This window comes from Streptomyces sp. NPDC111507 (genome assembly GCF_055638955.1).
The window spans coordinates 56,614-81,320 of sequence record NZ_JBVKBU010000023.1 but is presented as its reverse complement, the minus strand read 5'-3'; the positions used below and the strand labels follow the sequence as shown (position 1 = coordinate 81,320).

Genomic DNA, 24,707 nt, shown 5'->3' with positions numbered 1-24,707 from the left:
CCGGATCAACGCTGCCCGCCCGCCCGTACGAGCCCCGTCTCATACGCGAGGACCACCACCTGCACCCGGTCCCGCAGCCCCAGCTTGGTCAGGATGCGTCCCACATGCGTCTTCACGGTGGCCTCGGACAGCACGAGACGGGCCGCGATCTCGCCGTTCGACAGACCCTGCGCGACCAGCACCATCACCTCGCGCTCACGGTCGGTGAGCCGCTCCAGCTCCTTGTGCTGGGGCTCCTTGCCGGCGTGGGGCAGCATCGGCGCGAACCGGTCGAGCAGGCGCCGGGTGGTGGAGGGCGCGACCACCGCGTCACCGCTGTGCACGGAGCGGATGGCGGTGAGCAGCTCGCCGGGCGGCACGTCCTTGAGCATGAACCCGGAGGCGCCCGCCTTCAGCCCGGAGAAGGCGTACTCGTCGAGGTCGAAGGTGGTGAGGATCAGCACCTTCGGAGGGTTGGGGTCCAAGCAGATGCGACGGGTGGTCTCCACACCGTCCAGCTTCGGCATGCGTACGTCCATCAGCACCACGTCGACCGCGGTCGACCGCAGGACCTGGAGGGCCTCGACGCCGTCGCCCGCCTCGGCCACGACCTCCATGTCCGGCTGGGCGGCGAGCACCATCCGGAAGCCGGTGCGCAGCAGCACCTGGTCGTCGACGAGCATCACGCGGATCGCCATCGGGGTCTCTTCCCTCTCCATCAACGGTCAGAAAGCTTTTGGAACTGTTCAAAAGGTGTCGTTACAGGTGTCAGTGAGCCGACTTGAGCGGCAACAGGGCGCTGATGCGGAAGCCTCCACCGGGGCGCGGCCCCGCGTCCAGAGTGCCTCCGACCATACCGACGCGCTCGCGCATCCCGATCAGGCCGTGCCCCTGGCCGTCGGCGCCGCCCTCCTCGTACAGCTCGTGGGGCGCACCCTTGCCGTCGTCCTCGACGAGCAGCCCGAGCCCGTCGTCGAAGTAGACCAGCCGCACGCTCGCGCCCGCGTTCGGGCCACCGTGCTTGCGCGTGTTGGTGAGCGCCTCCTGGACGATGCGGTACGCCGTGAGCTCCACCCCGCTGGGCAGCGGACGCGGGGTGCCCTCGACCTTGAAGTCCACGGGCAGGCCCGAGGTGCGGCACTGCTCGATGAGGTCGTCGAGCTGCTCGACGTCGGGCTGCGGCACGTACTCACCGCTCTCCTGGTGCTCGCCGGTGCGCAGCACGCCGAGCAGGCGGCGCATCTCGGCGAGGGCCTGGCGGCCGGTCCCGGAGATGGTCTCGAGGGCCTTCCTGGCCTGCTCGGGGGCGGTGTCCATGACGTAGGCGGCGCCGTCTGCCTGGACCACCATCACCGAGACGTTGTGCGCGACCACGTCGTGCAGTTCGCGGGCGATCCGGGCGCGCTCGGCCGCGACGGCCACCTTGGCCTGCGCCTCGCGCTCCTTCTCCAGACGGGCGGCGCGCTCCTCCAACTGGGCGAGGTAGGCGCGGCGGGTGCGGATGGAGTCGCCGAGCACCCAGGCGAGCACGAACGGAACCGTCTGGAAGACCGCTATCAGCACGTTGCTCACCGAGCCCGAGTCCACCTGGGGCCAGCGGATCTGCGCGAGGGGGGCCGCGCACAGACCGCCGATCAGCGCGAAGCGGGAGGCCCAGCGGGCGCCGTCCGCGGCGACGGTGTAGATGATCACCAGCATCGCGAAGTCCGCGGGCACCACTTCGACGTCCAGGGCGAGCTGGGCGAAGCCCATGGCCGCGGCCACGACCAGCATCTTCTCGGGCATACGACGGCGCAGCGCGACGACCAGACTCAGTACGACGGCGATCGGGAGCGCCGAGGCGAGCGGCCCGTGCCGGTCGGCGGCGCCGTTGACATTGGTCAGGCTCACGCCGGAGATCCCGAGCAGGACGACGGCCCAGAAGCTGTCGACCCACGTCGGGTGCCTGCGGAGAAAGTCATAGAGGCGCTGCACGTAACCCAGCGTAGGGAAGCATGCAGCGTGCAGGGGTCAACCGGAGGGTCGATCCGCGAGGGGCGCTCGTACTCCCCAAGGTGGATGCTCCCCCGCCCGAGACGGCTAGGGCCCCGTCTTTCAGGGGGGCCTAGGCTGGTTCGGTGAGGCGTGTGGGGACGGGTGAGTGGCGAGGTTGGCGCGAGGCGACGGAGGAGGCCCTGTACGGGCCCTCCGGCTTCTATCGCGGGCCCGAGGGGCCGGCCGGCCACTTCCGTACGTCGGTGCACGCGTCCCCGCTGTTCGCCGCGGCCGTGGCCCGGCTGCTGTGCCGGGTCGACGAGGCCCTCGGCCGCCCTGCCGAGCTCGCCTTCGTCGACATGGCGGCGGGCCGCGGTGAGCTGGTGACCGGTGTCCTCGCCGCGCTCCCCGCCGAAGTGGCCTCCCGCGCGCGCGGGTACGCCGTCGAACGCGCCGACCGCCCCGCTGTTCTCGATCACCGGATCGAGTGGCTCGCCCAGCCACCGAAGGGGATCACCGGGCTGCTGTTCGCCAACGAGTGGCTGGACAACGTGCCGGTGGAGGTGGCGGAGGTGGACGCGACGGGCGTGCCCCGGCTGGTACTCGTACGGGACGACGACGGGGCCGAGCGCCTGGGTGAGCCCGTGGCCGGGGCGGAGGCGCAGTGGCTGCGGAGGTGGTGGCCACTGGCCTCCGAAGTGATGCCTTTCCCAGGGGCGCCCTCCGCAGAGGTGCCTTCCGATGAGGTGCCTTCCGATGAGGTGCCTTCCGATGAGGTGCCCTTCGAGGGGACCCGCGCCGAGATCGGTCTCCCTAGGGACACCGCTTGGACCGGTGCGGTCGCCTCCCTGGACCGGGGCCTCGCCGTCGCCGTCGACTACGCGCACTTCGCCGCCGCGCGACCGCCTTTCGGGACACTCACCGGCTTCCGCGAGGGCAGGGAGACGGCGCCCGTGCCGGACGGTTCGTGCGACATCACGGCGCATGTGGCACTGGACGCGTGCGCGCTGCCCGGAGGGCGCGTGATGACCCAGCGGGCGGCCCTGCGCGCGCTCGGCGTGAGCGGCGCCCGGCCGGCGCTCTCACTCGCCGCCACGGACCCCACCGCCTACGTACGCGCTCTGGCGGGCGCGGGGGAAGCCGCCGAACTCACCGCGACCGGCGGCCTGGGCGACTTCGGCTGGCTGCTCCAGCCGGTTGGAATTCCAAACCCAATGATCGACGGCCTCCTTGCCGACGATCCACCGACCGAAGATCCACCGGCCGAAGATCCACCGGCCGACGGGCTACTTGTCGATGTCGCCGACCACGAAGAACAGTGACCCCAGGATCGCCACCATGTCCGCGACCAGCGTCCCGGGCAGCAGCTCCACCAGCGCCTGGATGTTGTTGAACGAGGCCGAGCGCAGCTTCAGCCGGTACGGGGTCTTCTCGCCCTTGCTGACCAGGTAGTAGCCGTTGATCCCGAGGGGGTTCTCGGTCCAGGCGTAGGTGTGTCCCTCGGGCGCCTTCAGGACCTTCGGGAGGCGCTGGTTGATCGGCCCGGGCGGAAGGTCCGCGAGCCGGTCGAGACAGGCGTCCGCGAGGTCGAGCGCGTTGTGCGTCTGCCCCAGGAGGCACTCGAAGCGGGCCAGGCAGTCGCCCTCCTGGCGGGTGACGACCTTCAGGGTGTCCTGGAGCTCCCCGTAGGCGAGGTACGGCTCGTCCCGGCGCAGGTCGAAGTCGACGCCCGAGGCACGCGCGATCGGCCCGCTCACTCCGTAGGCGTGCACGGTCTCCGGCGCGAGGGCGCCCACGCCCCGCGTACGCCCCCGGAAGATCTCGTTGCCGAGCACCAGGTCGTCGTACACGCCCATCCGCGAGCGCAGGGCCGTGACGGCACCGCGCGCGCGGGTGGTCCAGCCGGCCGGGAGGTCCTCCTTGAGACCGCCGACGCGGTTGAACATGTAGTGCATGCGCCCGCCGGAGATCTCCTCCATGACGTGCTGGAGTTCCTCGCGCTCCGTGAAGGAGTAGAAGATCGGGGTGATCCCGCCCAGCTCCAGGGGGTACGAGCCCAGGAACATCAAGTGGTTCAGGACCCGGTTGAGCTCCGCGAGGAGGGTCCGCATCCACACCGCGCGCTCGGGGACCTCCATGCCGAGCATCCGCTCCACGGCGAGGACCACGCCCAGCTCGTTCGAGAAGGCGGAGAGCCAGTCGTGACGGTTGGCGAGCATGACGATCTGGCGGTAGTCGCGCGCCTCGAAGAGTTTCTCCGCGCCGCGGTGCATATAGCCGATCACCGGCTCCGCGTGCTGGATCCGCTCACCGTCCAGGACCAGCTTCAGCCGCAGCACCCCGTGCGTGGACGGGTGCTGGGGCCCGATGTTGAGCACCATGTCGGTGCTCTCCGCGGCGCCGCCGATACCGACCATGGTCTCCGTCGTAGGAGTCATGGGGACAGTCTGTCGTACGTACCCTTGCGGCATGGATACGGGGAGCGCGGAGACCGCGGGAAACACCGTGGGAAGCACGGCGGCCGAGCCGGTCTGGACCGGACTGCCGCCGGGACTGCTGCGGATGCGCCGGCTGCTGCTGGTGGTGTGGCTGGGCCTGCTGACGATCGTCCTGGGGGTGCTTCTCGCGGTGTTCGCGGGCGCCGTCTGGGCGGCCTTCGCGCTGCTGCCGTTCGCCCTGCTGGTGTGGGGCTGGGGGATGCTGGGGCGCAACTGGCGCTCCTGGCGGTACGCCGAGCGCGCGGACGACCTGCTGATCAGCCGCGGTGTGCTGTTCCGCGAGGAGACCGTGGTGCCGTACGGGCGGATGCAGCTGGTCGAGGTGACCTCCGGGCCCGTGGAGCGGCACTTCGGGCTGGCGAGCGTGCAGCTGCACACGGCGGCCGCCGCGACGGACGCGTGCATCCCGGGCCTGGACCCGACCGAGGCCGAGCGACTGCGCGACCGGCTGACCGAGCTGGGCGAGGCCCGATCGGCGGGGCTGTGAACACGCCGGCGCCCGACGCCAAGGACGCGATACGGGAGCAGAAGCCGCTGGTCGAGCGGCGGCTGCACCCGGTGACACCGTTCCGGCGCGCCTGGGCGCCGGTCGCCGTGGTCGCCGGTTGGGCCGTGCACGACCCCAACCAGGCGCAGGAGCAGCTGACCAGGCTGACGACGACCGCGCTGCTCATCGGGCTCGCCGTCATCGTCCCGGCGGCCGCCCTCTACGGCTTTCTGAGCTGGTGGTTCACGCACTTCGCGGTGACCGAGACCGAACTGCGCATCCGTACCGGCCTGTTGTTCCGGCGCACCGCGCACATCCGGCTCGACCGGCTGCAGGCCGTCGACGTCACCCAGCCGCTGCTGGCCCGCGTCGCGGGCGTCACCAAGCTCAAACTCGACGTCATAGGAACGGACAAGAAGGACGAACTCGCCTACCTCGGCGAGGACGAGGCCCGCGCCCTGCGCGCCGAACTCCTCGCCCGCGCCGCCGGTTTCGCCCCCGAGACGGCTCACGAGGTCGGCGAGGCGCCGGTACGGCAGCTGCTGCACGTGCCGGCGGGCTTCCTCGCCGTCTCCCTCGTCCTCACCGGCGCCACCTGGGGTTCCCTGGCCGCCGCGCTCGTCGTGCCCCCGTTCCTGTGGTTCGCCACCCACAGTGTGTGGACGGTCCTCGCCACCGGGGTGCCGCTGCTCGGCGCCGCGGGCGCGAGCAGCGTGGGGCGGTTCGTCGGCGAGTACGACTGGACGGTGGGCGAGTCGCCGGACGGGCTCCGCATCGACCACGGCCTCCTCGACCGTACGCACGAGACGGTGCCGCCCGGACGCGTGCAGACCGTACGGATCGTCGAACCGCTGCTGTGGCGGCGACGCGGCTGGGTACGGGTGGAACTCGACGTGGCGGGGTCCTCGAACTCCGTCCTGGTGCCCGTCGCTCCGCGCGAGGTCGCCGAGTCGGTGATCGCGAGGGTGCTGCCCGGGGTGACGGTGCCGTCCGCCCTGTCCCGGCCGCCGCGCCGGGCCTGGTGGTGCGTGCCGCTGTGGTGGCGGGGGTACGGGCTCGCCGTCACCGACACCGTCTTCGCGGCGCGTCACGGACTGCTGCGCCGCCGCCTGTCGCTCGTGCCGCACGCGAAGGTGCAGAGCGTACGGCTGACCCAGGGGCCCTGGGAGCGCTTCAGAGGCGTCGCCGACGTCCATGTGGACACGGGGGCCAACCAGACGGTGACGGCGCGGCTGCGGGACGCCGCGGAGGCCGCGGAGCTCCTTCAGGCACAGGCGGACCGGTCACGGACGGGGCGGCGCGAGGCCCGGCCGGACCGCTGGATGGCGTGAGACGACGAGAGGGCAGTGGCCGAGCCACTGCCCTCATCCGCGTGAGCCCCGTGCCCACGTACAGGCGCCTCAGGAAGCCGCGGTCCGCAGCTCCGTCAGGTCGATGTGCTCGGTCTCGTCGTGCGCGGTCAGGTCGATGACCTGGCCGACACCGCGGGACCCCTCGTCGACGGGCTTGAAACCGGACTCGGCCTCGGCCTTGTGCAGGGCGAGCGCCTCCTGTCCGACCACGTCCGCGAGGTCCTCGTTCTGCATGGCGTCCATGGCGGTCGAGGATGCCCCCTTCTGCGTACCGAAGAAGTCGAACCCGCCCTCGACCGAGGGGCGCCGCACGGGCGCGGCCGGGGCGACGGCCACCGCGGTCGGCACGGTGAAGTGCCCGGAGGCACGGGCGGGCTTCGCCGGCTGCACGGGAGGGGCCGCCGGGCCGGCCGGCTCCGCCTCGACGGACACCGCGCGTGCGGCGGGGACGGGCAGCGCCGCCGTCTTGGCGTCGGTCAGGGGGCGGTTGCCCTTCGGAGGACCGTCCGTCGGGGGTTCCCCTTTGTCGGACTCTCCTTTGGCGGACTCCCCTTCGGCTTCGGCGGGCTCGCGCTCGTCGGAACCGGAGGCGGCGGCATCGGCATCGGAATTCGAGGCGGGCGCGGTTTCGACCTCGCCCTCGACCTCGGCTTCGGAATCGGCTTCGGTGTCGACTTCGGCTTCGGCGCCGGGCTTCACATCGTCGTCCGGATCGGTGTCCGGGTCGGTGCCCGGTTCAGTGTCCGCGTCGGAGACGTCGGTCGCCGCGTCGCCGTGCGTGATCCGGCTCAGCGCGGCGTCGGCGCGCAGGAAGAGCGACGACCCGGCCGGGGAGAAGACCTGGGGAGACGCGGTCGTGTCCGTCGGCTCCTCGGCGGCGTTCTCCGCCTCTACGGTGGTCACGTCGTCGGCGGTGACACCGTCGTCGGCGCCCTCGTCCGCGTCCTCGTCCGTGCCTTCGCCCGCGCCCTCGTTCCTGTCCTCGTCCGTGGCAGCCACGCCCTCGGGAGCCTCCGGCTCCGCCGAGTCCACGGCGTCGGCGGCCTCCACGGTCTCCGTCGCGGCGGTCAGCGCGCGAGCGGGGGCCACCGTCTCTATCTCGAGCAGCCGGCGACCCTCCAGGGCGCTCGCCCGCTCGGTCTCCGCCGTGGCGTACCGCCGAAGCAGTGCGGCGTGTTCGTTGCGCAGGCCCGCCAGCTCCGCCCGCTTCGCGCGCAGCTTGTGCTCGAGCTTGGTGCGCAGCTCGCGCGACTCGTCGAGGTCGGTCTCGAGCTCGGCGACGCGCTCCTCGTGACGCCACTCGTCACTCGCCCGCGCGCGCGTGAGGTCCGCGACGCGCTTGCCCGCCGCCGTGTCCCAGCGGCGCATGACGATGCCGCCCACGACGGCCGTCCCTGCGGCGGCCGCGGCCAAGGCGCGGAGCACCGTTGGTTCCGTGAACAGCCAGGGCCCCACGGCGCAGACGAGCGAGACGCCTGCGATCGCCGAAGGAGGCAGCAGCCGGTGCAGAGGTGGGGAATGGCGGTGACGTCCACGTGGCATGGCCAGAAACTTACCGCGCGTAGGCGAATCTTGGAGCCCCGCCCGGTAAAAACACGGCTACCCCAGGGGCTGCACACCGCCTCAGCCGCCTATAGGGGCTACTCCTTGTCCCACAAGGGCTCCCGCTTGCCCCGCAAAGCGGCTACTTGTTGATCAATTCCCTTGAGTTCGCGTGATTCCAGAGATTCGAGGGACTCCATGAATTCCAGGAGGCCCGGCGCCGATCACAGGGGCGCCGCCACGTATTCGGGGACGACGGTCAGCGGTCGCTCAGCCGCCCGCTGAGCCACTGAAGCGTCGGCGGGATCTCCCGCCGCCACGTGTTGAAGTTGTGGCCGCCGCTGTCGAGGATGATCGACGCGATCCGGGTGCGGTTCTTGGACTGCACGAGGCTGATGAACTTGAGGGTCTCCTTGTAGTTGTGCTCGCCCACCTTGCTGCTGGTGACCAGCAGCGATGTGTCGGGTGCGGGCTTGTGCTGCATGAACCAGCGCAGGTCCGCGCTGTTGCGCAGCTCCTTGTTCCCGTGGAAGAGGTCGCCCGTCGTGGGGTCGATCGGCGCCTTGTAGTACGGCGACAGTCCCGCCCCGGCGGCGTACGCCTCGGGGTGGTGAAGGGCCAGCTTCAGCGCGCAGTAGCCGCCCGTGGAGTCACCGACGATGCCCCAGCTTCCGGGCTTTTTGCCCACCCTGTAGTGAGCCGACACTGCATCGGGGAGGTCCTTGGCGAAGAACTTCTCGGTCTGCGGACCGCCCGGGATGTCCACACACTCCGTGTCCCGCGGCGGTGCGACCGTCGGCCTCATCATGACGAGGATCATCGGCTGCATCTGCCCGTTCTTGGACAACTCGTGGGCCGTCTGCGGATAGTGCAGGCCCTTGATGAGCGCCGCGGCGGTGCCGGGGTAGCCGGTGAGGATCGTGACCGCCGGGAAAGTGCGCGTGCGGTAGCGCGACTGGAAGTACTCGGGGGGAAGGTAGACGTACGCGGGCGTGGCGATGTGCGTCGTACGGCCGACGATGTCGACCTTCTGGATCTGGCCGCCGATCTGCGGCCGGGTCCCGCCCGACACGCTCACCGGCTGGGTGCCGACCACTTGGAGAGGCCCGCCGCCGGAGCCGCCCCGGCCGCCGTGGTCGACGACCACACCCTGGCCGTTCTCCTGACCGAAGAGGTCCGCCCAGCTCGCGTAGAACCCGAACGCCTGGTTGGCGAACAGGCCGATCGAAGCGAAGATCGCCACCTGCGTGACCAGAAGCAGCCCGATCCGTCCGCTGACGGCCCGCCAGTTCTGCCGCGCCAGCCGTGGCCACCACCACACCGTGCCGACGAACAGCAGCACGGCGGACAGAACCGCCAACACCAGCACCTTGTTGCTCGTGAGACCCATGAGCTGCCCTGCCTGCGCTTTCCGCCCCTGGCCGCCCTGCTGCTTCGCGAGGCCTTGCCCTGGACTTTCCTTGCCTTTTGAACCGGCTTTCCGCTGGGGAGTGAACCTGAGCCCCCAAGACACCGTCCTAGAGGGCGCAATGTCGCCGGATGCCGGAATGGCGCCGGATTCAAGGTCTCTCGCAGAACTACGGGATGCGATGTCTGTCAGGATAGATGGGGAAATGTCGGGCGAGGTTCCAGACCGAACGGGCAGGACGCGACGCATACTCCGTGGTCCACGCCCAGATGCCGTTCCCGCCCTCGTCGCCAGGGCCTGCACACTCGTAGGGGTCCTGGACATCGCCGCGGGGGTCTTCCCCCGTTTCCGGCGCAGCCGTATGCACGCCATGGCCGAGGTGCTGCCCGGCTCGTTCGGCCCCTTCGCCGCCGCGCTGTCGCTCAGCGCGGGCGTACTCCTGCTCCTGCTCGCTCATGGGCTGCGCCGCCGCAAGCGCCGAGCGTGGCGGGCCGCCGTGGCCCTGCTGCCGGCGGGTGCCGTCGCCCAGTTCGCGTACCGCCATTCGATCATCGGCGTCGTCATCTCCCTCGCGCTGCTCGCACCACTGCTGCGCCACCGGAGCGAGTTCGCCGCCCTGCCCGATCCGCGCAGCCGCTGGCGCGCGCTCGCCAACTTCGTCCTCATGGGCGCAGGTTCCCTCGCCCTCGGACTGGTCATCGTCAGCGCCCACCAGGGCCGGATGGTCGGCGACCCGAGCCTGGCCGACCGCATCACGCACGTCCTGTACGGCCTGGTCGGCTTCGAAGGCCCCGTCGACTACGCCGGATCCACGTCCTGGACGGTTGCCTTCTCGCTCGGCGCGCTCGGCTGGCTGACCGCCGTCACCACGATCTATCTGGCCTTCCGGCCCGAACACCCCGCCGCCCGCCTCACGGAGGACGACGAGACCCGGCTGCGGGCCCTGCTGGACAAGCACGGCGGCCGTGACTCGCTCGGCCACTTCGCGCTCCGCCGCGACAAGGCCGTCGTCTTCTCCCCCAGCGGCAAGGCGGCCGTCACCTACCGCGTCGTCTCCGGCGTGATGCTCGCCAGCGGCGACCCCATCGGCGACGTCGAGGCCTGGCCCGGCGCCATCGAACGCTTCATGGACGAGGCGAAGGCCCACTCCTGGACCCCCGCCGTCATGGGCTGCTCGGAGACGGGCGGCGAGGTGTGGACCCGCGAGACCGGCCTCGACGCCCTCGAACTGGGCGACGAGGCGGTGGTGGACGTCGCGGATTTCTCCCTGTCCGGACGCGCGATGCGCAACGTGCGTCAAATGGTGAAGCGCATCGAACGGGCTGGCTACGAGACCCGGGTGCGGCGCATCCGTGACCTCAGCGAGGGCGAGCTGGAGCGGATACGACGGGCGGCGGAGGCCTGGCGCGGCACGGACACCGAACGCGGCTTCTCCATGGCGCTCGGCCGCATCGGCGACCCGTCCGACGGCGACTGTCTGATCGCCACCGCCCACAAGGCGGACGACGCGCTCGGCCCGTACGGCGATCTGAAGGCCGTCCTGCACTTCGTCCCCTGGGGCACGGACGGTGTCTCCCTCGACCTCATGCGCCGCGACCGCGCGGCCGACCCCGGCATGAACGAGCTCCTCATCGTGGCGGCGCTCGAGGCGTCCCCGCGTCTGGACATCAAGCGGATCTCGCTCAACTTCGCGATGTTCCGCTCGGCGCTGGCGCGTGGCGAGAAGATCGGCGCGGGGCCGGTGCTGCGGGCCTGGCGTGGCCTGCTCGTCTTCCTCTCGCGCTGGTTCCAGATCGAGTCCCTGTACAAGTTCAACGCGAAGTTCCGCCCCCGCTGGGAGCCCCGCTTCGTCGTCTACCGCTCCTCCCGCGACCTCCCGCGCATCGGCATCGCCGCCATGCAGGCCGAGGGCTTCGTGAACCTGGCCCTCCCGAGCCTGCTGCGCCGCCGCACACCGGCTCCGCGCCCGTGCGCCCACGGCGTGGCGGAACGCGGGGTCAGGGCGGCGTAGTCCCCCTGAACAGGCCCGAGCGAGGGCCCCTACCCCAGCCCTGGGGACCCTCGCTCGGGCCGCGGCCCGCCGCGAAGCGGCCAAAAGACCCCCGTCGGAGCCAACCCGCGGACGATTCGGCCCCCCGCCGGAGGCCTAGGCTGGACGTATGAACTCCGAGCGCCGCCGCGGCCACGTCGCGGGACTGCCGACCTGGGACCGCTGCGCGGTCATGGGGGTCGTCAACGTGACCCCCGATTCCTTCTCCGACGGCGGCCGCTGGTTCGACACGACGGCCGCCGTCAAACACGGCCTCCACCTGGTCACCGAGGGCGCCGACCTGGTGGACGTCGGCGGCGAGTCCACCCGCCCCGGCGCGACCCGCGTCGACGAGGCGGAAGAGCTCAAGCGCGTCATCCCGGTCGTCCGCGGCCTCGCCTCCGAGGGCGTCACCGTCTCCGTCGACACCATGCGCGCATCCGTCGCCGAGCAGTCGCTCGCCGCGGGCGCCGCCCTCGTCAACGACGTGAGCGGCGGGCTCGCCGACCCCGCGATGATCCCCGCCGTCGCCGCGGCCGGCGCACCCTTCGTGGTCATGCACTGGCGCGGCTTCCTCGAGGGCGGCAACGTGAGGGGGACGTACGCGGACGTCGTCTCCGAAGTCGTCGACGAGCTGCACGCACGTGTGGAGGCCGTTCTGGCGGGCGGCATCGCCTCCGACCGCATCGTCATCGACCCGGGACTCGGCTTCTCCAAGGACTCCGAGCACGACCTGTCGCTGCTCGCCCACCTCGCCCGGCTGAGCGAACTCGGCCACCCCCTGCTCGTCGCCGCCTCCCGCAAGCGGTTCCTGGGCCACGTGCTGGCGGGCCCTGAGGGCGCCCCGCCGCCGGCCCGCGAGCGGGACGCCGCCACCGCCGCCGTCTCCGCGCTCGCCGCCCACCATGGTGCCTGGGCGGTCCGGGTCCACGAGGTACGGGCCACCGCCGACGCCGTACGAGTCGCCCGGGCCGTAGAGGGAGCCCAGTGAGCGCACCCCGTACCGACATCGAGCAGGTCGAACGTGCCAACACCGCCTTCTACGAGGCACTCGAGCGGGGTGACTTCGAAGAACTGTCATCACTGTGGCTGGCCCCCCTGGACACCGCCGACGACGACATCGAGGGCGACGGCGCGGTGATCTCCTGCGTCCACCCCGGCTGGCCGGTCCTCAACGGCCGTGGTGAGGTCCTGCGCTCGTACGCGCTGATCATGGCGAACACGGAGTACATCCAGTTCTTCCTCACGGACGTGCACGTCTCCGTCACGGGCGACACCGCGCTGGTGACCTGCACCGAGAACATCCTCAGCGGCGGCCCCGCCCCCGAGGACAGCGACGAGCTCGGCCCGCTCGTCGGCCAGCTGGTCGTCGCCACGAACGTGTTCCGCCGCACGGCCGACGGCTGGAAGCTCTGGTCGCACCACGCCTCACCCGTACTCGCCGAATCGGGCGAGGAGGAGGACGAGGACACGCCCGGCTGAGGACGGGAACACCCCCGCTGAGCCCCTGGACACCCCCCGGTCGGATGGGCAGGCGGTCCAGCGGCACCAAGGAGTGGTTGGAATCACGAACCGCTGGGTAGGGGCGGCTACCAACCCGTGAGCCGCCGTGTTCCCCAGGGGAAACGCCCGATGAAGCCTCGTGCCCATGATGTGGGCGCGTGTCCCCGTGGGCGAGCTCTGTCAGTGCCCGCAGGTAGATTCGTTTGAAGCCGGTGCGCCGACCGCACTCGGTGGACATCGGCCGCTACCGACGATTGCAGGAGTGATTCGCGTGGATCGTGTCGCGCTGCGCGGCCTCAAGGCCCGCGGGCACCACGGTGTCTTCCAGAAGGAACGCGAGGAAGGCCAGACCTTCATCGTGGACCTGACACTGGGCCTGGACACCCGGCCGGCCGCGGCCGAGGACGACCTGTCGAAGACCGTGCACTACGGCATCGTGGCGGAGGAGGTCGTGGCCGTCGTCGAGGGCGAGCCCGTCAACCTCATCGAGACCCTCGCCGAGCGCATCGCCCAGACCTGCCTGAAGCACGACGGGGTCCAGGAAGTCGAGGTCTGCGTGCACAAACCGGACGCGCCGATCACGGTGCCCTTCGACGACGTGACCGTCACGATCACCCGGAGCCGAGTATGACCGCCTACTTCACCGAGGGTCAGAGCGACCCGACCGTACAGCCGGTGCCCGCCTCCGTGGTCGAGCGGGTGGACGCCGCCGACACGACCCTGCAGAACCCGAAACGGGCGGTGCTCTCCCTCGGCTCGAACCTGGGCAACCGCCTGGAGACCCTCCAGGGCGCCATCGACGCCCTGGAGGACACCCCTGGCGTCCGCGTCAAGGCGGTCTCCCCCGTCTATGAGACCGATCCCTGGGGCGTCGAACCGGGCAGCCAGCCGACGTATTTCAACGCGGTCGTGGTCCTCAAGACCACCCTCCCGCCGTCCTCGCTCCTGGAGCGGGCACACGCGATCGAGGAGGCCTTCCACCGCGTACGGGACGGGCGCTGGGGCCCGCGCACGATCGACGTGGACATCGTGGCGTACGCCGATGTCGTCTCCGGCGACCCGGTCCTGACCCTCCCTCACCCGCACGCCCACGAAAGGGCCTTCGTGCTGGCCCCCTGGCACGACGTGGAACCCGAGGCCCAGCTGCCCGGCCGCGGCCCCGTGAACCACCTGCTCACCGCCGTCACCCGGGAGGGTGTCCTGCCCCGGCCCGACCTGGAACTCCGGCTGCCCGAGTAGTCGTTAAGGTCAGGACGACCAAGACGGGCTTACAAGAGGGGCAAAGGGACAACAACGTGAAACAGCTGCGCATCAGGACGCTGGCAGCCGTGTTCGTGGTGGCCGGTGTGCTGTCCTGGGCGGGCGCGCGCCTGTGGAGCGCGGTGGGGACCCTCCCGCGGGTCCCGCTGGCCGCCCCCATCGTCCTGGCCCTGATCGCCGTCGTCCTGCTGTCCACGGCGCTCTCGCTGCGCGCCCGCCTCAAGGCCCAGCGTGAACGCCGCCCCGGCGCCAAGGGCGTCGACCCCCTGATGGCGGCCCGCGCGGTCGTCTTCGGCCAGGCGAGCGCCCTGGTCGCCGCCCTGGTGTCGGGCATGTACGGCGGTACGGGCGCGTTCCTGCTCGAGTCCCTGGACATCCCCGCCCGTCGCGACCAGGCCATCTATGCCGGTTTCTCGGTCCTCGCCGGCATCGCCGTGATAGCGGCCGCCTTCTTCCTGGAGCGCGTCTGCAAGCTCCCGGAGGACGACGACAACGAACGCGGCGGCGCGGCCCCCGTCGCCTGACGGACGGGGCGCGCGGCGGGGCGTACGGGCCGGGGCGCTAACGCGCCATGATCAGGCTCATCGCCTCGTTGCGGGTGGCGGGATCGCGCAGCTGGCCGCGCACGGCCGAGGTGATGGTCTTCGCGCCGGGCTTGCGCACCCCGCGCATCGACATGCACATGTGCTCGCACTCCACGACGACGATCACCCCGCGCGGCTCCAGGATCTCCATCAGGGAGTCGGCGATCTGCGTGGTGAGACGTTCCTGCACCTGTGGCCGCCGGGCGTAGACGTCCACGAGCCGGGCCAGCTTCGACAGGCCCGTGATCTTGCCGTCCGTGGACGGGATGTAGCCGACATGGGCCACGCCGACGAACGGCACCAGGTGGTGCTCACAGCTGCTGAGGACCTCGATGTCCTTCACGAGCACCATCTCGTCGTGTCCGAGGTCGAAGGTGGTCGTCAGCACGTCCTCGGGCTTCTGCCACAGCCCCGCGAATATCTCCCTGTACGCCCTGGCGACCCGCCCGGGCGTCTCGCGCAGTCCCTCGCGGTCCGGGTCCTCGCCGACCGCGATCAGAAGCTCCCGTACGGCGTTCTCGGCGCGCTTCTCGTCGAACTCGCCGATCACACCTTCGCCGTCCAGCGTCACGGGGTCGGTCATGTGGTCCTCGTTCCTGTGGATCTTCCGCGTGCTGGTCGACGCGTCCAAAACGTGCGGTCGTGCGAAAATGCCGCGCCCCCCAGGCTAGAACCTGGGGGGCGCGGCATCCATTCCGGGCCTGGTGGGGCCGCCGGGAGCCGGGTCAGCTCTCGGGTCGGTCCTCCGGAGCCACTTCCTTCGCCGGGACGGACTCCGTCACATTGGCGATGGACGGCGTCGATCCGTTCGCCCCGTTCGTCAGTGACAGCTCCTTGGGGGAGAGCACCGGCGGGCGGGTGGACGGGGTGCGCCGGGAGGAGCCGGTCCACGCGGGGCGGGCCGGGCGCTTGTGGATCGGAGCGAAGATCTCGGCGATCTGCTCCTTGCTCAGCGTCTCCTTCTCCAGCAGCTGGAGCACCAGCTGGTCGAGGACGTCGCGGTTCTCGACCAGGATCTCCCAGGCCTCGTTGTGCGCGTTCTCGATGAGCTTCTTGACTTCTTCGTCGACGAGCGCGGCGACCTCTTCCGAGTAGTCACGCGGGTGCGACATCTCCCGGCCCAGGAAGGGCTCGGTGTTGTCGCCGCCGAACTTGATCGCGCCAAGACGCTCGGTCATGCCGTACTGCGTGACCATCGCGCGGGCCGTTGCGGTGGCCTTCTCGATGTCGTTCGCAGCGCCCGTGGTGGGGTCGTGGAAGACGAGCTCCTCGGCCGCGCGGCCGCCCAGCATGTAGGCCAGCTGGTCCAGCATCTCGTTGCGCGTCGTGGAGTACTTGTCCTCGTCCGGCAGGACCATCGTGTAGCCGAGAGCACGGCCACGCGACAGGATCGTGATCTTGTGGACCGGGTCGGAGTTCGGAGACGCCGCCGCGACCAGGGCGTGGCCGCCCTCGTGGTACGCGGTGATCTTCTTCTCCTTGTCCGACATGATCCGGGTCCGCTTCTGCGGGCCCGCGACCACGCGGTCGATCGCCTCGTCCAGCATGGAGTTGTCGATCAGCTTCATGTCACTGCGGGCCGTCAGAAGCGCGGCCTCGTTCAGCACGTTGGCGAGATCGGCACCCGTGAAGCCGGGGGTGCGACGGGCGACGGCCGAGAGGTCGACGTCCTGCGCGACCGGCTTGCCCTTCTGGTGAACCTTGAGGATCTCCAGACGGCCCTGCATGTCCGGGCGGTCGACCGCGATCTGGCGGTCGAAGCGGCCGGGACGCAGCAGCGCCGGGTCGAGGATGTCGGGCCGGTTCGTGGCGGCGATGAGGATCACACCGCCCTTCACGTCGAAGCCGTCCATCTCGACGAGCAGCTGGTTCAGCGTCTGCTCGCGCTCGTCGTGACCACCGCCGAGGCCGGCGCCGCGGTGGCGGCCGACCGCGTCGATCTCGTCGACGAAGACGATCGCCGGAGCGTTCGCCTTGGCCTGCTCGAACAGGTCACGGACTCGGGAGGCACCGACACCGACGAACATCTCGACGAAGTCGGAACCCGAGATCGAGTAGAAGGGGACGCCCGCCTCGCCCGCGACAGCGCGTGCGAGCAGCGTCTTACCGGTTCCAGGAGGCCCGTACAGGAGCACACCCTTGGGGATCTTCGCCCCGACGGCCTGGAACTTCGCCGGCTCCTGGAGGAACTCCTTGATCTCCTGGAGCTCCTCGACCGCCTCGTCCGAGCCCGCGACGTCCGAGAACGTCGTCTTCGGGGTGTCCTTGGTGATGAGCTTCGCCTTGGACTTCCCGAAGTTCATGACCCGGGAGCCGCCGCCCTGCATCTGGTTCATCAGGAACAAGAAGACGACGACGATGAGGACGAAGGGAAGCAGAGACAGCAGGATGCCGAGGAACGGGTTCTGCTTGGACGGCGAGACCGTGTAGCCGTCCGGAATCTGCTTGTTCTGGAACTTGTCCTGGAGTGTGTTGGCGAGGTTGACGCCCTGGTCACCGATGTAGCTCGCCTGGATCTTGGAGCTGCCGGAGACCTTCTGGCCATCCTTGAGCTGCACCTTGATGACCTGCTCGTCACCGGTGGTCAGCTTGGCCTGTTGGACCTTGTTGTCATTGATCGCCTGGACGACCTGGCCGGTGTCCACTGTCTTGTAGCCGCCGGACGAGCCGACGACCTGCATCAACACGACCACGGCAAGGACGGCCAGCACGATCCACATGACCGGCCCACGGAAGTATCGCTTCACGTCCATCCATACGGAGCGGTGCCGCCCCGTCCCTCCTGCCATAGTGAGTTTGATAAAGACTTATAAAGACTGTTCTTCGGACGGTACCCCAGCATTGTCACCCGAAGCTGCAGGGGACGACTGGGAATCCCTCCCACGCATGCTCCAACGGCGCGAAACCCGCTGGGGTTCCCGATCGTCTTACGAGGACTGGGACCCGGAGGTTCAGCCGCCGTAGACGTGAGGCGCGAGCGTACCGACGAACGGGAGGTTGCGGTACTTCTCCGCGTAGTCGAGGCCGTAGCCGATCACGAACTCGTTCGGGATGTCGAAGCCGACCCACTCCACATCGATCGCGACCTTGGCCGCCTCCGGCTTGCGCAGCAGCGTGCACACCTTGAGGGAGGCCGGCTCGCGGGAGCCGAGGTTGGAGATCAGCCAGGACAGGGTCAGCCCGGAGTCGATGATGTCCTCGACGATCAGGACGTGCTTGCCCTTGATGTCGGTGTCGAGGTCCTTGAGGATCCGCACCACACCCGAGGACTGGGTGCCCGCGCCGTACGACGACACCGCCATCCAGTCCATCGTGACGGGGGTGGACAGCGCACGCGCGAGGTCCGCCATGACCATGACGGCGCCCTTGAGGACACCGACGATCAGCAGGTCCTTGCCCACGTACTCCGCGTCGATCTTCGCAGCCAGCTCAGCCAGCTTGGCGTCGATCTCTTCCTTGGTGATGAGCACCGACTTGAGGTCGGTGCCCATGTCTTTCGCGTCCACCCGCATCACTTTCGGTCGTCCGTCCCACTTTTCTCGGGCTCGTTCACCTACGGGGCGCCGATGTCGCTCCCCTTCGGCTCACTCGCTAGGCCGCCCGGACCGCCCGCGACCCGAGTCAGGGGTCCCGGAGAGCCGCGTGAGCGGTCCCGATGGAGGGTCCGGTTTCAGCCTTGCCGAATCACCAGTCTGCCACCCTGTCGCTGAGCGACGACTTTGCCCGGGAGATTGATGGCTCCCTGACCGCGCCAGCCGGTGATCAACCGGTCGACTTCTTCGATGTGGCGGGCGAACAGCGAACCGGCCGGGGCGCCCGCCTCGATGGCGGCGCGACGCAGGATACGGCGGCGTACGGCGGGCGGCAGGGCGTAGAGCTTCGCGCACTCCAGGAGGCCCGCCGTGTCGCGTACGGAGGCCTCGGCCTGGCGGGCCCAGGCGTCGAGGGCGTCGGCGTCGTCACGGGACAGCTGTGCCGTCCTGGCGAGGGCCTCGACGACTCCCTTGCCGAGCGCCTTCTCCAGGGCGGGCAGGCCCTCGTGGCGCAGCCGGGAGCGGGTGTAGGCCGGGTCGGCGTTGTGCGGGTCGTCCCAGACGGGCAACGACTGGACCATGCAGGCCTTGCGGGCGGTCTGCCGGTCCAGGTGCAGGAACGGCCGGCGGTAACGGCCGCCGGCCCCCGAGACCGCGGCCATGCCGGACAGGGAGCGGATGCCGGAGCCGCGGGCGAGGCCCAGCAGAACCGTCTCGGCCTGGTCGTCACGGGTGTGGCCGAGCAGGACGGCGGAGGCGCCGTGGCGCTCGGCGGCGGCGTCCAGGGCGGCGTACCGGGCGTCGCGGGCGGCGGCCTCGGGGCCGCCGTCGCGGCCCACGGTGACGGCGAGGGACTCGACGGGGGTCATGCCGAGCTCGACGAGGCGGGAGACGACGTCGTCGGCGCGCAGATCGGAGCCGGGCTGCAGACCGTGGTCCACGGTGATGCCACCGGCGCGGATGCCGAGTTTGGGGGCTTCGAAGGCGAGAGCCGAGGCGAGCGCCATGGAGTCGGCGCCGCCGGAGCAGGCGACGAGGACGAGCGGGGAGGACTCGCCTGGAGGACGGGTGTGGTCGGTGAGGACGTCGTGGAGTACGCGGCGGACCGCCAGGCGTATCGCCGCGACCGCAGGATGGGGACCCATGTCCGGTTCCCTTCATGAAGTTTTCGGGGGGTGAGCCCGAGTCTGGTCACACAGAGTGTGTAGATGGTGACAGAAACGGGCCGTTCCCCGAGCATTGCACGCCTACCGTTGGCTCACGGTCCCTCGGACGGGTGATTGGAGGGGCGTTCACCTGCCGTCGGCCGAATTCGTTTCACGACCTTGCCGTAGGGTTCACGACTCCGTCTTGCGGTGCACCCGCGCGACCCAGTCCGCCGGTTTGGCGATCTCCGTCTTGGTCGGGAGGGTGTTCGGGGAAGTCCACACCCGGTTGAAGCCGTCCATGCCCACCTGGTCGACGACCGCGCGCACGAACCGCTCACCGTCCCTGTACTGCTTCAGTTTGGCATCCAAACCGAGCAGCTTGCGCAGGGCGAGGTCGAGCCGCGAGGCCCCCTTGGCCCGGCGCTGCTGGAACTTCTCGCGAATCTCGCCCACGGACGGGACCACGTCCGGACCCACGCCGTCCATCACGAAGTCCGCGTGGCCTTCCAGGAGGGACATCACGGCGGTGAGGCGGCCGAGGATCTCCCGCTGGGCCGGCGTCTGCACGATCTCGACCAGGGACCGGCCCCCGTCGTCCTCCTCGCCCTCGGGACGGCCGCCCGCGAGCGACTGGGCCGCCTCCCTGATGCGCTCCAGGACCGTCATGGGGTCGACCTCGGTCTCGCCCAAGAAAGACTGGATTTCGCCCTCCAGGTGGTCACGCAGCCAGGGCACGGCCGTGAACTGCGTACGGTGCGTCTCCTCGTGCAGACACACCCACAGGCGGAAGTCGTGGGGCTCCACGTCGAGTTCGCGCTCCACGTGGACGATGTTCGGCGCGACGAGAAGGAGCCTGCCGCCGCCGTTCTCACCCGCCGGGAGTTCCCTCGTCGCCGGGGCGAAGGTCTCGTACTGTCCGAGGACGCGCGACGACAGGAACGACAGCAGCATGCCCAGCTCCACGCCGGTGACCTTGCCGCCGACGGCGCCGAGGACGGCCCCGCCCGGGGTGGTCCCCCGCCGTTCCTGCATCTTGTCCAGCAGGGGCTTCAGGAGCTCCCGGAACCCCGCGACGTTCGCCCGGACCCAGCCCGGGCGGTCCACCACCAGGATGGGGGTGTCGTGGAGGTCGTCCGTGCCCATACGAGTGAAGCCCCGGACGTGTTCCTCCGAGGCCTTCGCATGCCGGCGCAGCTCCGCGACGACCTCTCGGGCCTCGTCACGGCTCACCTCGGGGCCAGGCCGCACAAGCCGTGTCGCGGTCGCCACCGCGAGATTCCAGTCGACCATCTCGGCACCACCGATGCTCGTCATGCGTCAACCGTACGTGAGCGGGTCCAAGTGCGGTGAGGGGTAAGGCGCTGGATGCGCCCGTGCTCCGGGGCGTACGGGGCTCGTGGTACGAGTGGTGCCCAGGACCTGGCCGGGCAGGACCTAACGGCAGCCGCAGCCCGCCAGTGCCGAGGCCGTGCGGTCCAGGGCCGACTGGGCCGCCGACGGGTCGGTCGTGGCGGAGGCCAGGAAGGCGAAGGCCAGCAGGCGGCCGTCGGCGTCGACGACCGTGCCCGCCAGGGTGTTCACCCCGGTCAGCGTGCCGGTCTTGGCGCGTACGAGGCCGGTGCCGGACGCGTCGTCGGCGTAACGGTCGCTGAGGGTGCCCGTGAAGCCCGCGACCGGCAGACCGGTCAGGATGGGCCGGAGTTCGGGGTGGGCGGGGTCACCGGCCTTGACCAGGAGGGCCGTGAGCAGGTCCGCCGTCAGTCTGTCGTCCCGGTTCAGACCGCTGCCGTCCGTGAAGTGCGCTCCGGACAGCGGGAGTCCGAGCTTCTTCAGCTCGGCGTCGATCGCCGCCGCGCCGCCCTCGAAGTCGGCCGGCCGCCCGGTGGCGAGGGCGACTTGGCGGGCCATGGCCTCCGCGATGTCGTTGTCGCTGTTCGTCAGCATCCGCTCGATGAGGGCGGACAGTGGCGGCGAGGAGACCGAGGCGAGGGACTGGGAGGGGTTCGTCGCCCTGGAGGGGCCTGGGGTCGTCGTCTTGATGCCCTTGGCCTCCAGCAGCCCCGCGAACTTCCCGGCCGCGTCCGCCGCCGGGTCCGCGGCGCGGGTGACCGGGCCGCTGACCGAGTCGTCGGTGCGGGCCTCGTCGACCATCAGGGCGCTGACCGGCGCGAGGTTGGGGTTGGTGCCGATGGGGTGCAGGGCGGAACCGGTGTAGAGCGAGGTGTCGTACGAGAGCGTCACCTGGCTCAGATGACGGGCCTTCAGGGCGGTCGCCGTCTCGTCGGCCAGGGTGCGCAGGCTCGCCCAGCCCGCCGCCTCCTTGCGGACGGTCAGTGTGGGGTCGCCGCCGCCGACGAGCACGACCTCCTTGGTGCCGGGCTCCAGGACCGCGCGGGTCTCGATGCGGTGGTCGGCGCCCGCCGCGGAGAGCGCGGCGACCGCGGTGGCGATCTTCGTGGTGGAGGCCGGGGTCTGCGCGTCGTCGGCGCCCTTGCCGTACAGCCGCTCACCGGTCGCCACGTCGACGACCACGGCCGTACGCCGCCCGCCGAGCGCGGGGTCGCCCAGGAGCCGGTCCAGGGTGCTCGTGAGGGCCTTCCGGGTGGGTGCGGGCACCGAGACGGCGGAGCCGCCGAGACCGGTCAGCACGGAGGCGGCGCTGGGCGCGGGCTTCGGCGCCGTGGGGGACGTATCGGAACTACGTCCGTGATCTGCGCCACCCTCCCCTTCTCGCGATGCGGCCCAGTCACGCTCGGCCGTACGCTGACCGGAGGAGTCCCAGGGGCCGGCGAAGGCCACAGCCCCGGCCGCGAGTGCCAGGCCCGCGGTGGCGGCGACGGCTGTGAGCCGCGGGGTCGTGAACTTCACGGAACGCGGCCGCACGGCTTGAGCAGCCCGCACCACATGCGGTCGCACGGACTGCGCAGCCCTCGTCACACGCGGCTGCACGGCCTGCGCGACCCGCGTCACGTGCGGCTGCACGGTCCGCTTGATCCGCACCACATGCGGTCTCGCGGCCCGCCAAGCCCTCAGCTCTGGCACGACCACCAGCCCCTTTCGCGATCACACACCTGCGTGAGGGACACTTAACCACCAGAACTATGTGTTGATCATGGAGGAGCCACCGGTGGAGTTCGACGTCACGATCGAGATTCCGAAGGGTTCGCGGAACAAGTACGAGGTGGACCACGAGACCGGTCGGATCCGCTTGGACCGTCGACTCTTCACCTCGACCAGCTACCCGGCCGACTACGGCTTCGTCGAGAACACCCTCGGCGAGGACGGCGACCCGCTGGACGCGCTGGTCATCCTGGACGAGCCGACCTTCCCGGGCTGCCTCATCCAGTGCCGCGCGATCGGCATGTTCCGTATGACGGACGAGGCCGGCGGCGACGACAAGCTGCTGTGCGTCCCGGCGCACGACCCGCGTGTGGAGCACCTGCGGGACATCCACCACGTGTCGGAGTTCGACCGCCTGGAGATCCAGCACTTCTTCGAGGTCTACAAGGACCTCGAGCCCGGCAAGTCCGTCGAGGGCGCCAACTGGGTCGGCCGCGCGGAGGCCGAGGCCGAGATCGAGCGTTCCTACAAGCGCTTGAAGGAGCAGGGCGGTCACTGATCCCTCCTGAGCCCCGCGGGCCGCGTGACCCCTCCTGGGGTGGCGCGGCCCGTTCGCGTATCCGTGCGCATACTGGGGCGTACGGGAGGTGCACGGTCGGCAACAGCGGGAGTGGTGGGTGACGGAGGCGGAGGACCGGAAACCGCAGTCGGACGAGGCGAGGAGTGCCTTCGCACAGCCGGACGGCGTGGCATCGGCGGTCGAGGACGAATCGGGGACCACATCGGAGTTCGCGGTCCCCAAGGGGCTCGTGCCGCCCGAGACGGCCGGCACCGAGTCCGAGGGGTCGGCGTTCAGCACCCCGCGCACCTACAGCGCGAAGCACGCCCCGCCCGCCTTCACACCGGCGACCGGCATCCCCGTGGTCAGCCTGACCAAGGACGTGCCCTGGCAGGACCGGATGCGCACGATGCTGCGCATGCCGGTGGCCGAGCGTCCGGCACCCGAACTCCAGCACAAGGAGGACGAGGCCGGCCCGGCCGTCCCCCGCGTGCTCGACCTGACGTTGCGCATCGGCGAGTTGCTGCTCGCGGGCGGTGAGGGCGCCGAGGACGTGGAGACGGCGATGTTCGCCGTCTGCCGTTCGTTCGGCCTGGACCGCTGCGAGCCGAACGTCACCTTCACTCTGCTGTCCATCTCCCACCAGCCGTCCCTGGTGGACGATCCCGTGACGGCCTCCCGGACCGTACGCCGCCGGGGCACCGACTACACGCGGCTCGCGGCCGTCTACCGGCTCGTCGACGACCTGAGCGACCCGGAGACCGCGTTCTCCCTGGAGGAGGCCTACCGGCGCCTCGCGGAGATGCGGCGCAACCGGCACCCGTATCCCGGCTGGGTGCTGACCGGCTGCACCGGGCTGCTGGCGGGCGCGGCCTCGGTGCTCGTGGGCGGTGACGCGATCGTGTTCGTCGCCGCGGCGCTCGGCGCGATGCTGGGCGACCGGCTGGCCTGGCTCTGCGCGGGGCGCGGGCTGCCGGAGTTCTACCAGTTCACGGTGGCCGCGATGCCGCCGGCCGCGATAGGTGTCGCGCTCCAGCTCGCGCACGTCGACGCGAACTCGTCCGCGGTGATCACCGGTGGACTGTTCGCGCTGCTGCCCGGGCGGGCGCTCGTCGCGGGTGTCCAGGACGGACTGACCGGCTTCTACATCACCGCGTCCGCGCGCCTTCTGGAGGTCATGTACCTCTTCGTCGGCATCATCGTCGGCGTCCTCATCGTGCTCTATTTCGGCGTGAAGTTCGGCGCCGCGCTCAATCCGGACCAGGCGCTCAGCATCTCCGAGCGGCCCCTGGTGCAGATCGCCGCCGCCATGCTGCTGTCCCTGACCTTCGCCGTCCTGCTTCAGCAGGAACGATCCACCGTGCTCGCGGTGACCCTCAACGGAGGCGTCGCCTGGTCGGTGTACGGGGCGATGCACTACCCGGGTGGTATCTCGCCGGTCGCCTCCACCGCCGTCGCGGCGGGCCTGGTGGGCCTCTTCGGGCAGCTGCTGTCCCGCTACCGGTTCGCGTCCGCGCTGCCGTACACGACCGCCGCGATAGGGCCCCTGCTCCCAGGGTCGGCCACCTACTTCGGGCTGCTGTCGATCGCCCAGAGCAACGTCGACAAGGGCCTGGTGTCGCTCTCCAAGGCCGCGGCGCTCGCCATGGCCATCGCCATCGGTGTGAACCTGGGGTCGGAGATCTCCCGGCTGTTCCTGCGGGTGCCGGGAGGCTCCGCCGGGGAGCGCCGGGCCGCGAAGCGAACACGGGGGTTCTGAGCGCCGGGTGCCTACGGGGCCGACGCGTGGTG

At 70.5% G+C, this 24,707-nt stretch carries 22 protein-coding genes; 11 read left to right on the top strand and 11 right to left on the bottom strand.

The genetic code is table 11. The features are described 5' to 3' along the window. Window positions 1-5: 5 nt before the first annotated feature. Both ACZ7M2_RS47420 and ACZ7M2_RS47415 read right to left on the bottom strand, forming a co-directional pair. Window positions 6-677 carry a response regulator transcription factor gene (locus ACZ7M2_RS47420; protein WP_352050013.1) on the bottom strand — a complete coding sequence of 224 codons (672 nt, stop codon included), beginning with the start codon at window positions 675-677 and terminating at the stop codon, window positions 6-8. 70 nt (window positions 678-747) lie between these two features. Continuing rightward, window positions 748-1,953 carry a sensor histidine kinase gene (locus ACZ7M2_RS47415; RefSeq protein ID WP_471600551.1) on the bottom strand — a complete coding sequence of 402 codons (1,206 nt, stop codon included), beginning with the start codon at window positions 1,951-1,953 and terminating at the stop codon, window positions 748-750. Between the two features lie 143 nt (window positions 1,954-2,096). Here ACZ7M2_RS47415 and ACZ7M2_RS47410 point away from each other — a divergent pair, with 143 nt between their 5' ends. Then, entirely contained in the window at window positions 2,097-3,275 is a 1,179-nt protein-coding gene (locus ACZ7M2_RS47410) for an SAM-dependent methyltransferase (RefSeq protein ID WP_471600550.1), read from the top strand. Here the strand turns inward: ACZ7M2_RS47410 and ACZ7M2_RS47405 are convergent. Next, window positions 3,240-4,391: an NADH-quinone oxidoreductase subunit D gene (locus tag ACZ7M2_RS47405; RefSeq protein WP_471600549.1), complete on the bottom strand. Its 1,152-nt coding sequence runs from the start codon at window positions 4,389-4,391 to the stop codon at window positions 3,240-3,242. The two genes, ACZ7M2_RS47410 and ACZ7M2_RS47405, sit on opposite strands and share 36 nt — an antisense overlap. Window positions 4,392-4,422: 31 nt before the next feature. Between ACZ7M2_RS47405 and ACZ7M2_RS47400 the strand changes: the two genes are divergently transcribed. After that, a complete protein-coding gene (locus ACZ7M2_RS47400; protein ID WP_054237490.1) occupies window positions 4,423-4,938 on the top strand; it encodes a PH domain-containing protein in 516 nt (171 codons plus the stop codon). Next, on the top strand, window positions 4,935-6,269 hold the full coding sequence (locus tag ACZ7M2_RS47395) for a PH domain-containing protein (RefSeq protein ID WP_470049441.1): 1,335 nt from the start codon (window positions 4,935-4,937) through the stop codon (window positions 6,267-6,269). Before ACZ7M2_RS47400 ends, ACZ7M2_RS47395 begins: the two co-directional genes overlap by 4 nt. A gap of 69 nt (window positions 6,270-6,338) precedes the next feature. Here the strand turns inward: ACZ7M2_RS47395 and ACZ7M2_RS47390 are convergent, their stop codons facing one another. Then, a complete protein-coding gene (locus ACZ7M2_RS47390; protein WP_471600548.1) occupies window positions 6,339-7,832 on the bottom strand; it encodes a hypothetical protein in 1,494 nt (497 codons plus the stop codon). A 259-nt stretch (window positions 7,833-8,091) separates the two neighbouring features. Further along, window positions 8,092-9,222, bottom strand: a complete 1,131-nt coding sequence (locus ACZ7M2_RS47385; RefSeq protein WP_471600547.1) for an alpha/beta hydrolase — start codon at window positions 9,220-9,222, stop codon at window positions 8,092-8,094. A 223-nt stretch (window positions 9,223-9,445) separates the two neighbouring features. Here ACZ7M2_RS47385 and ACZ7M2_RS47380 point away from each other — a divergent pair, with 223 nt between their 5' ends. From ACZ7M2_RS47380 to ACZ7M2_RS47355, 6 genes are all read left to right on the top strand, one after another. After that, a complete protein-coding gene (locus ACZ7M2_RS47380) occupies window positions 9,446-11,251 on the top strand; it encodes a phosphatidylglycerol lysyltransferase domain-containing protein (protein ID WP_471600546.1) in 1,806 nt (601 codons plus the stop codon). 148 nt (window positions 11,252-11,399) lie between these two features. Beyond that, the gene (gene folP, locus ACZ7M2_RS47375; protein WP_471600545.1) at window positions 11,400-12,260 is read left to right on the top strand and encodes a dihydropteroate synthase; all 861 of its coding nucleotides are present in this window, start codon (window positions 11,400-11,402) and stop codon (window positions 12,258-12,260) included. Then, on the top strand, window positions 12,257-12,751 hold the full coding sequence (locus tag ACZ7M2_RS47370) for a nuclear transport factor 2 family protein (protein WP_352050004.1): 495 nt from the start codon (window positions 12,257-12,259) through the stop codon (window positions 12,749-12,751). Before folP ends, ACZ7M2_RS47370 begins: the two co-directional genes overlap by 4 nt. A 292-nt stretch (window positions 12,752-13,043) precedes the next feature. Next, window positions 13,044-13,403, top strand: a complete 360-nt coding sequence (folB, locus tag ACZ7M2_RS47365; protein ID WP_054237484.1) for a dihydroneopterin aldolase — start codon at window positions 13,044-13,046, stop codon at window positions 13,401-13,403. Further along, window positions 13,400-14,011, top strand: a complete 612-nt coding sequence (folK, locus tag ACZ7M2_RS47360) for a 2-amino-4-hydroxy-6-hydroxymethyldihydropteridine diphosphokinase (protein WP_471600544.1) — start codon at window positions 13,400-13,402, stop codon at window positions 14,009-14,011. Before folB ends, folK begins: the two co-directional genes overlap by 4 nt. A gap of 56 nt (window positions 14,012-14,067) precedes the next feature. Further along, entirely contained in the window at window positions 14,068-14,556 is a 489-nt protein-coding gene (locus ACZ7M2_RS47355) for a DUF3180 domain-containing protein (protein ID WP_471600543.1), read from the top strand. 37 nt (window positions 14,557-14,593) lie between these two features. Here the strand turns inward: ACZ7M2_RS47355 and folE are convergent, their stop codons facing one another. The 6 genes from folE to dacB all read right to left on the bottom strand — a co-directional run bounded on the left by folE (window position 14,594) and on the right by dacB (window position 22,345). Next, window positions 14,594-15,199, bottom strand: coding sequence for a GTP cyclohydrolase I FolE (gene folE / locus ACZ7M2_RS47350; protein WP_054237481.1), 606 nt, complete (start codon window positions 15,197-15,199; stop codon window positions 14,594-14,596). 142 nt (window positions 15,200-15,341) lie between these two features. Continuing rightward, window positions 15,342-17,369: an ATP-dependent zinc metalloprotease FtsH gene (gene ftsH / locus ACZ7M2_RS47345; protein ID WP_471600586.1), complete on the bottom strand. Its 2,028-nt coding sequence runs from the start codon at window positions 17,367-17,369 to the stop codon at window positions 15,342-15,344. 198 nt (window positions 17,370-17,567) lie between these two features. Beyond that, window positions 17,568-18,128 (bottom strand): hypoxanthine phosphoribosyltransferase, encoded by a 561-nt coding sequence (gene hpt, locus ACZ7M2_RS47340; protein ID WP_054237479.1) that lies wholly within the window; start codon window positions 18,126-18,128, stop codon window positions 17,568-17,570. A 158-nt stretch (window positions 18,129-18,286) separates the two neighbouring features. Next, entirely contained in the window at window positions 18,287-19,294 is a 1,008-nt protein-coding gene (gene tilS, locus ACZ7M2_RS47335; RefSeq protein ID WP_067373722.1) for a tRNA lysidine(34) synthetase TilS, read from the bottom strand. 192 nt (window positions 19,295-19,486) lie between these two features. Beyond that, on the bottom strand, window positions 19,487-20,611 hold the full coding sequence (locus ACZ7M2_RS47330; RefSeq protein WP_470049458.1) for a zinc-dependent metalloprotease: 1,125 nt from the start codon (window positions 20,609-20,611) through the stop codon (window positions 19,487-19,489). Window positions 20,612-20,731: 120 nt separating this feature from the next. After that, entirely contained in the window at window positions 20,732-22,345 is a 1,614-nt protein-coding gene (gene dacB, locus ACZ7M2_RS47325; protein WP_471600542.1) for a D-alanyl-D-alanine carboxypeptidase/D-alanyl-D-alanine endopeptidase, read from the bottom strand. A 79-nt stretch (window positions 22,346-22,424) separates the two neighbouring features. On the opposite strand from dacB, the gene ACZ7M2_RS47320 reads away from it, so the two are divergent. Together ACZ7M2_RS47320 and ACZ7M2_RS47315 are read left to right on the top strand one after the other, a co-directional pair. Next, on the top strand, window positions 22,425-22,916 hold the full coding sequence (locus ACZ7M2_RS47320) for an inorganic diphosphatase (protein WP_054237475.1): 492 nt from the start codon (window positions 22,425-22,427) through the stop codon (window positions 22,914-22,916). A gap of 118 nt (window positions 22,917-23,034) precedes the next feature. Beyond that, window positions 23,035-24,675 carry a threonine/serine exporter family protein gene (locus ACZ7M2_RS47315; RefSeq protein ID WP_352049999.1) on the top strand — a complete coding sequence of 547 codons (1,641 nt, stop codon included), beginning with the start codon at window positions 23,035-23,037 and terminating at the stop codon, window positions 24,673-24,675. The last annotated feature ends 32 nt before the right edge of the window (window positions 24,676-24,707 follow it).